We start from the raw sequence: 13,659 nt of genomic DNA, 5'->3' as shown, positions 1-13,659 counted from the left end.
CCCTCTTTATATTCAGGCTATATATGGACCAGTGTACGCCACTCGGGCTGTAGTGTGGTCTTGGCAGGCTTCCTGCCGCCTGATTCGCCTGGTTCAAACGCTCATGCCAGTCCCAGCTCAGCCCAGATGCGCCGCACTTCCCGGCGCTCCTGAACAAACTGCGAGGCATCGATCACCCCGGCCTGTTTCTGCAGGGCCTGGCGGTGCGCTGCCGAGCGGAACGCCTTGTACACCTCGCGCAGCAGCACGGCGTCGCTGGCGGGCATCAGCCCGGCCTGCTCGAGCTCTTCGAGAATGCGGATGTTGTCGGTCCAGCGCAGCAGTTCCGGGTGGTCGTGAGACCAGGCCAAAGCGGCGTATTGCACCATAAATTCGATGTCGACGATACCACCGGCATCCTGCTTGATATCGAAGGGCACGCCGGCCTCGAAAGCGTTGGCACCGGTACCGGCGACGCTGACCTTGGTGCCCAGGTTGTCGCGCATCTTGGCGCGCATGTCGCTGACTTCGGCCTGCAGCTTGGGCAAGTCGCGGGCCTGACCAAGAATCCGCGCACGCACCGCCTCGAATGCCGTGCCCACCTGCGGGCAACCCACCAGCACCCGTGCCCGCACCAGCGCCTGGTGCTCCCAGGTCCAGGCCTCGTTCTGCTGATAACGCTCGAAGGCGCCCAGCGAGCTGACCAGCAGGCCGGAAGCGCCGGATGGACGCAGGCGCATATCCACGTCATAGAGCTGCCCGGAGTTGGTCTGAGTGGCCAGCAGGTGGATGATCCGCTGGCCCAGACGGGTAAAGAACTGGGCACTGTCGATAGGTTTGGCGCCATCGGTTTCAGCCTGGGGATCGCCATCATGGATGAACACCAAGTCAAGGTCCGAGCCATGACCAAGCTCGATACCACCGACCTTGCCATAACCAACAATGATGAAACCGGGGTCACACAGGCTGCCGTCGCTGCGCTTGGGCTGTCCATGGCGCACCACGGTCTGGCGCCAGGCCAGGGCCAGCACCTGATTGAGGATGGCTTCAGCCAGCCAGGTCAGGTAATCGCTGACCTTCATCAACGGCAAATTGCCGGCGATTTCCGAAGCCGCTACCCGCAGGCTGTGGGCCAGTTTGAAGTGACGCAGCGCCTCCATCTGCTGTTCAAGATCGTCCTCGGGAATCCGCGTCAGCCGCTCACGCAATTCTGCCGCCAGCTCCGGCGCCTTGGGTGGGCTGAACAAACGGCCTTCGTTAAGCAGCTCATCGAGCAACAGAGGAAAACGGGTGATCTGTTCGGCGATCCACGGGCTGGCGGCGCACAAGGTCAGCAAGCGCCGCAGCGCCCCCGGGTTCTCAGTCAGCAACACCAGATAGGCCGAGCGCCGGGCCACCGCCTCTACCAGCGGCAGCACACGCTCCAGCACCAGGTCCGGGTCGGCGTGCTCCACCGCCTGGGCCAGCAATCGCGGGATGAAGGCGTCCAGACGCTCGCGCCCCAAGCGTTGCATGGCGCGCAGCTGCGGACTGGAGCGCAGCCCGGCAAGCTGCTTGAGTGCCCTGGCCGGATCGGCAAAGCCGGCGTCTTGCAACTGACGGCAAGCGGCTTCTTCATTCTGGGCCTCTTCCCACAGCGGCAGCCATTCACCACCGACAACCACTTCGCCCTCTTCGCTTTCGTCCTCATCCGGATCGGCGATGACCTGACGGAAGTGCCAGTCGATCCGCCCGCGCCAGTGCATCAACTGCGCGTGGAAGCTGGCCCAATCCGCGAACCCGAGCATGAAGGCGATGCGCGCGCGGTCGAGCTCACCGTCCGGGAGCATCTGGGTCTGACGGTCGGCAATCGCCTGGATCGCGTGTTCGGTGTAACGCAGGAACTCGTAGCCCTCACGCAGCTCGGCAACCACCGCAGGCGGCAGGTAACCTTGGCCCTCAAGCGTCGCAAGAACTTTGAGCAAAGGCCGCTGTTGCAGGCTCAGGTCGCGGCCGCCATGGATCAGCTGGAACGCCTGGGCGATGAACTCGACCTCACGAATGCCGCCGGCACCCAGCTTGATGTTGTCGGCCATGCCCTTGCGCCGCACTTCCTGCTGGATCAGCTGCTTCATGGTGCGCAGCGCTTCGATGGCGGAAAAGTCCAGGTAACGCCGGTAGACGAAGGGCCGCAGCATCTCCAGCAACTGCGCCCCGGCCACCTGGTCACCGGCCACCACCCGCGCCTTGATCATCGCGTAACGTTCCCAGTCACGCCCCTGATCCTGGTAGTACTGCTCCAGGGCATTGAAGCTGAGCACCAGCGCGCCGGACGAGCCGTAAGGGCGCAGGCGCATGTCGACGCGGAACACGAAGCCATCGACGGTGATCGGGTCCAGAGCCTTGATCAGGCGTTGGCCCAGGCGGGTGAAGAACTCCTGATTGTCCAGCGAACGCTTGACCCCTTCGGTCTCGCCGCCTTCGGGGAAAGCGAAGATCAGGTCGATGTCCGATGACAGGTTCAGCTCCACCGCGCCAAGCTTGCCCATGCCCAGTATCACCATCTGCTGCGGCTGGCCGCTGCGATGGCCGATCGGCGTGCCGAATTGCTGGCAGTGGCGCGGGTACAGCCAGTTGTAAGCCTGGTCGATGCAGGCATCGGCAAGATCGGAAAGGTCACGGCAGGTCTGCACCAGGTCGGCTTGACGGGTCAGGTCGCGCCAGATGATCCGAACCTGCTGGCGGCTGCGCTGACGACGCAGGTTACGCGCCAGCTCGTCTTCGCTCCCGGCGGCCTGGGTGGCGTCAGCAATCTGCGCGCACAACTCTCCTGGCGCAAAGCTGCGATCAAGTTCGCCGCTGGCGACCAGATCGAGCAGCATCGCCGGGTCGCGCAGCACCTGTTCAAGGACAAACTCGCTGGCCGCCGTGACCCGGGCGAACTGCGCCCAACGCTCAGCGCTCCAGTCGTCCACAGATAAAGAAGGCGTCTGGCTCAACGCGACACGCAAGGATTGCTCGTGGCGACTGACCAACGGCGTAAGGGTGGCTGGCAGATCGGCCAGCAATGGCAGGCTCATGGTCTATCCTTGATCGGCGAGAAAAGATTGCGGCGAACTGTGGGAGCGGGCTTGCCCCGCGATTGAGATTTTCCTGACAAAACGCAATCGCGGGGCAAGCCCGCTCCCACAGACCACAGTTGGACTGTCATACAAAAGTTAGAAATAGCTGAAAAATATGATTCTCTGGCAGAAACCATCGCAGCAAACCTTTTCTTAACTTGTTTTTAACTACCGGTATCGATTTTTCTCACAACCCGAACAGCGGCCACGAGCCATTTTTCTGTAGTTTTACTACTGCTTCTTCACTTCAAAAGCATGAAATGGTGATTCATTTGTAGTAAAACTACACAACGCCGGTACACTCTCCGGTAATCCAAGAATTTCATGTCGTCTGCCCAAAAGGCCAGTCGCAAACTCAGGCAACCGATTCTGGAAGCCTTTCCGCCCTGGAGCAAGCCATGCAAGACCTCGATCCCGTCGAAACCCAGGAATGGCTGGACGCCCTGGAGTCGGTTCTCGACAAAGAAGGCGAAGACCGCGCTCACTATCTGATGACCCGTATGGGCGAGCTGGCCACCCGTAGTGGCTCCCAGCTGCCATATGCCATCACCACGCCATACCGCAACACCATCCCTGTCACCCACGAAGCACGCATGCCTGGCGACCTGTTCATGGAACGCCGCATTCGCTCGTTGGTCCGTTGGAACGCGCTGGCCATGGTGATGCGCACCAACCTGAAAGACTCGGACCTGGGCGGCCACATTTCGAGCTTCGCCTCCAGTGCAACCTTGTATGACATCGGCTTCAACTACTTCTTCCAGGCTCCGACCGACGAGCACGGCGGCGACCTGATCTTCTTCCAGGGCCACGCCTCGCCTGGCGTCTACGCCCGCGCCTTCATGGAAGGCCGGATCAGCGAAGACCAGATGAACAACTTCCGTCAGGAAGTCGATGGCAAGGGCCTGTCGTCCTACCCGCACCCATGGCTGATGCCTGACTTCTGGCAGTTCCCGACCGTATCCATGGGTCTGGGTCCGATCCAGGCAATCTACCAGGCACGCTTTATGAAGTACCTGGAAAGCCGCGGCTACATCCCTGCTGGCAAGCAGAAAGTCTGGTGCTTCATGGGTGACGGCGAGTGTGACGAGCCGGAATCCCTGGGCGCGATCTCGCTGGCTGGCCGCGAGAAGCTGGACAACCTGATCTTCGTCATCAACTGCAACCTGCAGCGCCTCGACGGCCCGGTACGTGGCAACGGCAAGATCATCCAGGAACTCGAAGGCGTGTTCCGTGGTGGTGGCTGGAACGTCAACAAAGTGGTCTGGGGCCGTTTCTGGGACCCACTGCTGGCCAAAGACGTCGACGGTATCCTGCAGCGTCGCATGGACGAAGTCATCGACGGCGAATACCAGAACTACAAGGCCAAGGACGGCGCGTTCGTCCGTGAGCACTTCTTCAACACCCCAGAACTCAAGTCCATGGTCGAAGACCTGTCCGACGACGAGATCTGGAAGCTCAACCGTGGTGGTCACGACCCGTACAAGGTCTATGCAGCCTACCACCAGGCGGTCAACCACAAAGACCAGCCGACCGTCATCCTGGCCAAAACCATCAAGGGTTACGGTACCGGTGCCGGCGAAGCCAAGAACACCGCGCACAACACCAAGAAGGTCGACGTCGACAGCCTGCGTCAGTTCCGCGACCGCTTCGACATCCCGGTCAAGGATGAAGAGCTGGAAACCCTGCCATTCTTCAGACCAGAAGAAGGCAGCGCCGAAGCCCGTTACCTGGCCGAACGCCGTACGGCTCTGGGCGGTTTCGTGCCTCAGCGTCGCGCCAAGAGCTTCAGCATCCCGACCCCGCCACTGGAAACCCTCAAGGCCATCCTCGACGGTTCGGGCGACCGCGAAATCTCCACCACCATGGCCTTCGTGCGGATCCTCGCGCAGCTGGTCAAGGACAAGGAAATCGGCCAGCGCATCGTGCCGATCATCCCGGACGAAGCCCGTACTTTCGGTATGGAAGGCATGTTCCGCCAACTGGGCATCTACTCGTCCGTCGGCCAGCTCTACGAGCCAGTCGATAAAGACCAGGTGATGTTCTACCGCGAAGACAAGAAAGGTCAGATCCTCGAAGAAGGCATCAACGAAGCAGGCGCCATGTCCTCCTTCATCGCTGCCGGTACTTCGTACTCGAACCACAACCAGCCGATGCTGCCGTTCTACATCTTCTACTCGATGTTCGGCTTCCAGCGCATCGGTGACCTGGCCTGGGCCGCTGGCGACAGCCGCACCCGTGGCTTCCTGATCGGCGGTACCGCCGGCCGTACCACCCTCAACGGTGAAGGTCTGCAGCACGAAGACGGTCATAGCCACATCCTGGCTGCGACCATCCCGAACTGCCGCACCTATGATCCGACCTACGGCTACGAGCTGGCGGTGATCATTCAGGACGGCATGAAGAAGATGACCGAAGAGCAACAGGACGTCTTCTACTACATCACCGTGATGAACGAAGCCTACACCCAGCCTGCAATCCCGGCCGGCGCCGAGGAAGGCATCATCAAAGGTATGTACCTGCTCGAGGAAGACACCCGCGAAGCGGCACACCACGTTCAGCTGATGGGCTCCGGCACCATCCTGCGTGAAGTGCGTGAAGCGGCGAAGATCCTGCGTGAAGAGTTCAACGTCGGTGCCGACGTGTGGAGCGTCACCAGCTTCAACGAACTGCGTCGCGACGGCCTGGCCGTAGAGCGCAGCAACCGTCTCAAGCCGGGGCAGAAGCCACAGATCACCTATGTCGAAGAGTGCCTGGCTGGCCGTAAGGGCCCGGTTATCGCCTCCACCGACTACATGAAGATGTTCGCTGAACAGATTCGCCAGTGGGTGCCGAGCAAAGAGTACAAAGTCCTGGGTACCGATGGTTTCGGTCGCAGCGACAGCCGTAAGAAGCTGCGTCACTTCTTCGAAGTCGACCGTCACTTCGTCGTGCTGGCTGCCCTGGAAGCCTTGGCTGACCGTGGCGATATCGAACCTAAGGTCGTGGCTGAAGCCATCACCAAGTTCGGTATCGACCCGGACAAACGCAACCCACTGGACTGCTGAGGAGTATTTTTAAGTGAGCGAACTCATTCGCGTACCTGACATCGGCAGCGGTGAAGGTGAAATCATTGAGCTGTTCGTCAAAGTCGGCGACCGCATCGAGGCTGACCAGAGCCTGCTGACCCTGGAGTCCGACAAGGCCTCCATGGAGATTCCGGCCCCCAAGGCCGGTGTGATCAAGTCGCTGAAGGTCAAGCTCGGCGACCGCCTGAAAGAAGGCGACGAGCTGATGGAACTGGAAGTCGAGGGCGCAGCTGCTGCGCCTGAGGCTCCGGCTGCTGCACCGGCAGCCGCGGCCCCTGCCGCCGCTCCGGTAGCCGAGGCGGCGCCTGCTCCAGCGGCGGCCCCGGCGGCTGCCGCTGTTCGGGACATCCACGTTCCGGACATCGGTTCCTCGGGCAAAGCCAAGATCATCGAAGTACTGGTCAAGGTCGGCGATACCGTCGAAGCCGACCAGTCGCTGATCACCCTGGAATCGGACAAAGCCTCGATGGAGATCCCGTCTCCAGCCGCTGGCGTGGTCGAAGCCGTAATTGCCAAGCTGGACGACGAAGTCGGCACCGGCGACCTGATCCTCAAGCTGAAAGTTGCCGGCGCTGCTCCGGCTGCCGCTCCAGCACCTGCCGCTGCCGCTGCCGTTCCGGCGCCAGCTGCTCCTGCTGCGGCTCCTGCACCTGCGCCGGCGGCCCCAGCCGCCGCAGCGGTTGCCGCCCCTGCTGCTGCCAACGGTGCCAAGGTTCACGCCGGCCCCGCTGTACGCCAGCTGGCCCGTGAGTTCGGCGTCGAGCTGAGCGCGGTAGCGGCCACCGGCCCGCACGGTCGCATCCTCAAGGAAGACGTGCAGGTTTACGTCAAGGCCATGATGCACAAGGCCAAGGAAGCCCCAGCCGCCGGTGCCACCGGTGGTGCAGGCATCCCGCCGATTCCGGAAGTCGACTTCAGCCGTTTCGGCGAAATCGAAGAAGTGCCGATGACCCGCCTGATGCAGATGGGGGCTACCAACCTGCATCGCAGCTGGCTGAACGTGCCTCACGTGACCCAGTTCGACTCGGCCGACATCACTGAGCTGGAAGCTTTCCGCGTTGCCCAGAAAGCCGTTGCCGAGAAGGCTGGCGTCAAGCTGACCGTCCTGCCGCTGCTGCTCAAGGCCTGCGCTCACCTGCTCAAGGAACTGCCGGACTTCAACAGCTCGCTGGCGCCTAGCGGCAAAGCGATCATCCGCAAGAAGTACGTCAACGTCGGTTTCGCCGTAGACACCCCGGATGGTCTGCTGGTCCCGGTGATCAAGAACGTCGACCAGAAGAGCCTGCTGCAACTGGCTGGCGAAGCGGCGGCCCTGGCGGAGAAAGCCCGGACCAAGAAGCTGTCGGCTGACGACATGCAAGGCGCCTGCTTCACCATCTCCAGCCTCGGCCACATTGGCGGCACCGGCTTCACGCCGATCGTCAACGCGCCGGAAGTGGCGATCCTCGGTGTTTCCAAGGCCACCATCCAACCGGTCTGGGACGGCAAAGCCTTCCAGCCGAAGCTGATGCTGCCGCTGTCGCTGTCCTACGATCACCGTGTGATCAACGGTGCAGCTGCCGCACGCTTCACCAAGCGCCTGGGCGACCTGCTGACCGACATCCGCACCATGCTGCTGTAATGCTGTTCCCTGTCTCCCTCTGCCGAGGGAGACAGGCTCCCTTTTCGAGCTGCCACGCTCGTACCTCAACCCCGTCACTTTGGCGGGGCTTTTTTTGCCCAGTGAAATGCTGTGGACAAGCCCGCTTGTGTGCTTAAGATTCCAACCGCGATGCCGACAAACTCTATACGGCTTGTCAGCCCCTGCCGCATGATGCAACCTTGCCCAAATACGTAGTAGCAGATTGCGCTACCTTCGCGATCAGCCTTCTTGAAGCGAGCTCTCAATGAAAAGCCAACCCGATGCCGCCAGCCGTATGGTGGCCGAGGTCGTGACGCAGTTACCCGTGCCTTCGCGGCTCGGCATGCTGCGTTTCGAACGGCTGAATGAAGCCAGCTGGGCCCTGCTGTACCTCGACCCCGCCTGCGAACGCCAGTTCGGCCTGGCCGCAGTCGAGCTCTGCGCCCTGGTCGGCTCGCCCTACGCCAGCCTGATGGAGCCCGAGGCTCGCTACAAACTGCACGACGCCATCCAGCTGCAGCTGGGCCAGCGCCCGCACTACCTGGTGCGCTACACCCTGCACACCGCTCAAGGGCCGCAGCACCTGCTAGAACTCGGCGAAGCCTACAAACAGCACAACCGTCAGTTATTGCGCGGTTACCTGATGGTGATCGATACCCAGCCCGGTGACGGCCCGGACCTCAGCGCCGCCGACCTGGAAACCCGCAACAACCGCCTGCAGATCGCCCTGCAGCTCAACCAGCAGGCGCAGCAGGAACAACTTGAACATCTGGAACGGGTGCGCGCCCAGCAGGAGCTGATCCTGCACCTGGCCCGTCATCGCTACAGCGCCAGCAACTCGCTGCTCGAAGCCGCCGAGCTGATCACCCGTAGCGCGTGTGAGATCTACAAGACCGCATGTGCGAGCATCTGGTACCTGGAAGGACAGCGCCTGGAGCCCATCTCCGCGTACTACCGCGAGAGCCAGGAATACCACCTGCCTGCCCCCATCGACGCCAGCCGCTTTCCCGATTACCTCGATGCCCTGCACACCAGCCGCGCCATCGACGCCCACAACGCCAGCCATGATCCGCGCACCCGTGGCATGGCTGAAAGCCTGCGCCCGCGCGACATCAATGCCATGCTCGATGCCAGCATCCGTATCGATGGCCAGGTGGTCGGCGTGCTCTGCCTGGAACACACCGGCTCGACACGGGCCTGGCAGTCGGATGAAATCGCCTTTGCCGGCGAGCTGGCCGATCAGTTCGCCCAGGTCATCAACAACCACAACCGGCGTACCGCCACCAGCGCCCTGCACCTGTTCCAGCGTGCAGTAGAACAGAGCGCCAACGCCTTTTTGCTGGTCAACCGCGATGGCGTGGTCGAGTACGTCAACCCCAGTTTCACCGCTATCACCCAGTACAGCACTGACGAGGTCCATGGCCATCGGCTCTCGGAGCTGCCAGCCCTGGAGAACCTCAACGAGCTGTTGTTCGACGCCCCTTCAAGCCTGGCCATGAGCAACAGCTGGCAGGGCGAATTCAAGAGCCGGCGCAAGAACCTCGAGCCCTACTGGGGGCAGCTGTCGATCTCCAAGGTCTACGGTGACAACCGCGAGCTGACCCACTACATCGGCATCTACGAAGACATTACCCAGAGCAAGCTGGCCCAGCAGCGCATCGAACGCCTGGCCTACACCGACAACCTGACGAGCCTCGGCAACCGGCCGGCGTTCATCCGCAACCTCGACGAACGTTTCGCCCGCGACAACGACAGCCCCATCTGCCTGCTGCTGGTGGACATCGACAACTTCAAGCGGATCAACGACAGCCTTGGCCACCAGACCGGCGACAAACTGCTGATCAGCCTGGCCCGGCGCCTGCGTAATAGCCTCAGCGCCGGCGGCAGCCTGGCGCGCTTTGCCAGTAACGAATTCGCCGTCCTGCTGGAAGACACCGACCTCAAAAGCGGCCAGCAGATTGCCCAGCAACTGCTCAGGACCCTCGACAAACCGCTGTTCGTCGACAACCAGCTGATCAACGTCACCGGCTCCGTGGGCCTGGCCTGTGCGCCGCTGCATGGCCGTGACCCGCAGACCCTGATGAAAAACGCAGGGCTGGCCCTGCACAAGGCCAAAGCCAACGGCAAGCACCAGGCCCAGGTGTTCACCGAGGCCCTGAATGCCGAAGCCAGCTACAAACTGTTCGTCGAAAACAACCTGCGCCGCGCCTTGACCCAGAACGAGCTGGACGTGTTCTACCAGCCCAAGCTGTGCTTGCGCAGCGGCCGCCTGCTGGGCCTGGAAGCGCTGCTGCGCTGGAACCATCCGGACAAAGGCATGATCCGCCCGGACCAGTTCATCAGCGTTGCCGAGGAAACCGGACTGATCATCCCGATCGGCAAGTGGATCGCCCGCCAGGCCTGCCGCATGAGCCAGCAGTTGCGCACTGAAGGGCTGGGTGATCTACAGGTGGCGATCAACCTGTCGCCCAAGCAGTTTTCCGACCCGGAGCTGGTCGCCTCGATTGCCAACATCCTCAAGGAAGAAGCCCTGCCGCCACACTTGCTGGAGCTGGAGCTGACCGAAGGCCTGTTGCTTGAAGCCACCGAGGACACCCACCGCCAGCTCGACCAGCTCAAGCAACTGGGCCTGACCCTGGCCATGGACGATTTCGGTACCGGTTATTCCTCGCTCAGCTACCTGAAAAAATTTCCGATCGACATCATCAAGATCGACCGCAGCTTCATTCATGAAATCCCCGACAACCAGGACGACATGGAGATCACTTCGGCGGTGATCGCCATGGCCCACAACCTCAAGCTCAAGGTCGTCGCCGAAGGCATCGAGACCGCTGAGCAACTGGCGTTCCTGCGCCGCCACCGTTGCGACGTAGGCCAGGGATACCTGTTCGACCGACCGATTCCGGGCACTGAGCTGGTCAACAAACTCAAGCGCTATCCGCGTGGTCCCGACGCCTGACAGCGGCGTAACACTCGGGCACACTACGACTCTATCCCTTATCGTCCTATCTTGAAGAGGAATGGGTTCATGGTCCTGCGCTCGGAAATCCTGGTGAACAAAAACGTCCTGCCTACCGCGGAACAGGCCTTGCCTGGTCGCGAAACCCCAATGGTCCTGCCCGAAAAGCATTTTGTTTTCAAAGACACACCGCTGCTGGGGCCGTTCTTCGAGAACGTCGACTTCGCTATCTTTGGCCTCGGTTGCTTCTGGGGTGCCGAACGGCGCTTCTGGCAGCGCGAAGGCGTGGTCAGCACCGTGGTCGGCTATGCCGGTGGCTTTACCCCCAACCCGACCTACGAAGAAGTCTGCTCGGGCCTGACCGGCCACACCGAGGTAGTGCTGGTGGTATTCGACAAGGACAAGGTCAGCTACCCAGAACTACTAGCGATGTTCTGGGAACTGCACAACCCGACCCAGGGTATGCGCCAGGGCAACGACATCGGCACCCAGTACCGCTCGGTAATCTACTGCACCAGCCCCGAGCAACTGGAACAGGCTCAGGCCAGCAAACAGGCCTACCAGGCTGAACTGAGCAAAGCAGGCTTCGGCGAGATCACCACCGAGATCGACCAGGCGCCGACCGTCTACTTCGCCGAGGCCTATCACCAGCAGTACCTGGCGAAAAACCCTGACGGCTACTGCGGCATCGGTGGCACTGGTGTCTGCCTGCCGCCCAGTCTGCAAGGCAACTGAGGGTTCGACATGTCCGCACCGAGCATGATCCTGTTCTACTCCCCGGCTTCGCCCTTCGTGCGCAAGGTCATGGTGGTGCTGCACGAGACCGGGCAAACCGAGCGCGTAGCGCTGCAGAGCGTCAACCTGACGCCGGTCAATCCGGTTGCCGAGCTCAACCAGGGCAACCCGGCCGGGAAAATCCCGGCCCTGCGCCTGGCTGACGGTAGCGTGCTGCACGACAGCCGGGTGATCTGCGAGTACCTCGACCAGCAGCATGTTGGTAATCCGCTGATTCCCCGGGAAGGCTGGTCGCGCTGGCATCGCCTGACCCTCGCCTCCCTGGCCGATGCGATCATGGACGCCGCGGTGCTGACCCGTTACGAAACCTTCCTGCGTCCGCAAGAAAAACGCTGGGACAGCTGGATCGAAGCCCAGCAGGGCAAGATCCGCCGTGGCCTGGCCAACCTTGAGCAAGAGCATATTGCCGAGTTGAGCGCGGCGTTCGACATTGCCGCCATCGGTGTGGCCTGTGCCCTGGGTTACCTTGATCTGCGCATGCCGGACTTCGGCTGGCGTGAACAGCAGCCCAAGCTGGCGGCCTGGTATGCCGAGGTGAGTCAGCGAGCGTCGATGCAGGCTACTGATCCTTCAGTCTGAAAGGGCCTCTCGCGGGGCAAGCCCGCTCCCACAATGAATCCACCTCCTGTGGGAGCGGGCTTGCCCCGCGACTGAGCCAGCGCTCAATCCGTCTGGCCAACACCGCCCCCACCCGCCGCTCCTCGCGCAACCCCCTCATTGCAGTTTCCCCTGACCAACGCTGTACCAGTCCAGACGGCGGGTCAGGACCATGAACACGCCCAACAGCCCGAACAGCAACAGCGAGCCCATCAGCAAGGCATAGTCCTCGGCGCTAAGCAGCCCGTAGAGCATGCCGTAGAGCACCGCCAGCCCCAGGGCAAAGCCCATGGCCCGCAACAGGCTGTGCAGCACATGAGACAGATAGAAGCCGATCAGCAGTACACAGGCGCCGGCAGACAGCAGATAGGCCAGGCCAAACCCCAGATGCTCGGACAACGACAGCAACAACAGGTAGAACAGCGCCAGTGCCGCACCCACCAGGGCGTACTGAATCGGGTGCACGCTGAGGTTCTTGAGAATCTCGAAAAGGAAGAAGCCAGCAAAGGTCAGGGCGATGAACAACAACGCATATTTGATCGCCCGCTCGCTCTTGAGGTACTGATCCACCGGGTCGACGAAACTGACGCCAAAGGCCCGGTCGCGAAAATCCTCGCAACTGGCGTTGACCGCGCATTGGGCCAAGGCGTCTTCCAGGTTGGTGGAAAAGAACGACGTCTGCCAGCGCGCCGAGAAGCCACCCGCATCGACCTTGCGGCTGCTGGGCAGGTAGTTGCCGACAAAGCTTGGGTGCGGCCAGTTAGCCGCCATGCTGACACTGGTGCTGCGGCCAACCGGCAGCACATACAGCTGACCAGTACCCTGCAAGCTGAGATCGAAGGCGTAATCGAACAGGGTCTCAGCCTTGCCGTCGAGGCGGCTCAGGGTCACGTGCACACCGCCACCCAGCCAGCTCAGACCGGTGCCGGCCTGGAAGTCCAGGCGCTGGTCATTGAACTGTAATTGAAGGCCCTTTTCGATACCGCGGATATCACTGATGCCGACCGCAAGAAAGGCTGGCTCGAAGCGATAATCTTCAAGGTCTTCGCTAATGCCCCAATTCGCCGGCACCTTGAATTGACCACTGATGTGGTTGTCGGCATGAAACAGCCGCGCTTGGTAAATCCCTCGCGAACGCAGTTCGGTGTCGATGCCCGACTTCAGCTCGAAGGTTTCTGGCAGGAAGTACAGGTGACCACTGACTTGTTTGGTTTCCTGGAAAGTATTGCCGTCCTCGGTCTTCCAGCGACGCTCGGTTTTGCGGTACGGCACCACCAGTACCGGGCCGCTGATCTGTTGGCTGAAACTCGCACTCTGGGCGATGTCTTGTACGACGTTGTCACGTAATTGCTGACGCTCGCCAATCAGGCCGCCGATCATCAGCAGCGGGATCAGCAACAGCACAATCAGCAAGGCGATGGTGCCAAGTTTTACACTCAAGGTTCGGCTCATGGGGCAACACTCCGGTTTCGATGAGCAGAGTCTGCGCATTCAAAATGGAGCCCTTGGGGAGATGTGTGGAGCTTGCGTGCAGAGTGTGTG

At 61.6% G+C, this 13,659-nt stretch carries 7 protein-coding genes; 5 read left to right on the top strand and 2 right to left on the bottom strand.

The genetic code is table 11. The annotated features are described in order from the left end of the window. Nucleotides 1–101: 101 nt before the first annotated feature. On the bottom strand, nt 102–3,038 hold the full coding sequence (gene glnE / locus C6382_RS15815; RefSeq protein WP_107025341.1) for a bifunctional [glutamate--ammonia ligase]-adenylyl-L-tyrosine phosphorylase/[glutamate--ammonia-ligase] adenylyltransferase: 2,937 nt from the start codon (nt 3,036–3,038) through the stop codon (nt 102–104). A gap of 440 nt (nt 3,039–3,478) precedes the next feature. On the opposite strand from glnE, the gene aceE reads away from it, so the two are divergent. The 5 genes from aceE (at nt 3,479) to C6382_RS15790 (ending at nt 12,099) form a co-directional block, all read left to right on the top strand. After that, nucleotides 3,479–6,124, top strand: a complete 2,646-nt coding sequence (gene aceE / locus C6382_RS15810; protein ID WP_107025340.1) for a pyruvate dehydrogenase (acetyl-transferring), homodimeric type — start codon at nt 3,479–3,481, stop codon at nt 6,122–6,124. A gap of 13 nt (nt 6,125–6,137) precedes the next feature. Further along, complete coding sequence (gene aceF / locus C6382_RS15805; protein WP_107025339.1) at nt 6,138–7,766, top strand: dihydrolipoyllysine-residue acetyltransferase; 1,629 nt, start codon at nt 6,138–6,140, stop codon at nt 7,764–7,766. A 265-nt stretch (nt 7,767–8,031) separates the two neighbouring features. After that, on the top strand, nt 8,032–10,725 hold the full coding sequence (locus C6382_RS15800) for a bifunctional diguanylate cyclase/phosphodiesterase (protein WP_107025338.1): 2,694 nt from the start codon (nt 8,032–8,034) through the stop codon (nt 10,723–10,725). 69 nt (nt 10,726–10,794) lie between these two features. Next, nucleotides 10,795–11,460: a peptide-methionine (S)-S-oxide reductase MsrA gene (gene msrA / locus C6382_RS15795; protein ID WP_107025337.1), complete on the top strand. Its 666-nt coding sequence runs from the start codon at nt 10,795–10,797 to the stop codon at nt 11,458–11,460. 9 nt (nt 11,461–11,469) lie between these two features. Next, a complete protein-coding gene (locus C6382_RS15790; protein ID WP_107025336.1) occupies nt 11,470–12,099 on the top strand; it encodes a glutathione S-transferase in 630 nt (209 codons plus the stop codon). Nucleotides 12,100–12,234: 135 nt separating this feature from the next. On the opposite strand, the gene creD is transcribed toward C6382_RS15790, so the two are convergent. Beyond that, nucleotides 12,235–13,569 carry a cell envelope integrity protein CreD gene (creD, locus tag C6382_RS15785; RefSeq protein WP_107025335.1) on the bottom strand — a complete coding sequence of 445 codons (1,335 nt, stop codon included), beginning with the start codon at nt 13,567–13,569 and terminating at the stop codon, nt 12,235–12,237. Nucleotides 13,570–13,659 lie beyond the last annotated feature (90 nt).

The sequence above is a fragment of the Pseudomonas sp. BBP2017 genome (assembly GCF_003024385.1).
Lineage (GTDB): Bacteria > Pseudomonadota > Gammaproteobacteria > Pseudomonadales > Pseudomonadaceae > Aquipseudomonas.
The sequence above is the reverse complement of the archived record's forward strand: the minus strand, read 5'-3'. Positions and strand labels throughout refer to the sequence as shown.

Excerpts from the sequence above, each read along its gene's own strand:
- C6382_RS15800 (WP_107025338.1), top strand. The coding sequence starts at position 8,032 with ATGAAAAGCCAACCCGATGCCGCCAGCCGTATGGTGGCCGAGGTCGTG.
- glnE (WP_107025341.1), bottom strand. The coding sequence starts at position 3,038 with ATGAGCCTGCCATTGCTGGCCGATCTGCCAGCCACCCTTACGCCGTTG.
- C6382_RS15790 (WP_107025336.1), top strand. The coding sequence starts at position 11,470 with ATGTCCGCACCGAGCATGATCCTGTTCTACTCCCCGGCTTCGCCCTTC.
- msrA (WP_107025337.1), top strand. The coding sequence starts at position 10,795 with ATGGTCCTGCGCTCGGAAATCCTGGTGAACAAAAACGTCCTGCCTACC.
- creD (WP_107025335.1), bottom strand. The coding sequence starts at position 13,569 with ATGAGCCGAACCTTGAGTGTAAAACTTGGCACCATCGCCTTGCTGATT.
- aceE (WP_107025340.1), top strand. The coding sequence starts at position 3,479 with ATGCAAGACCTCGATCCCGTCGAAACCCAGGAATGGCTGGACGCCCTG.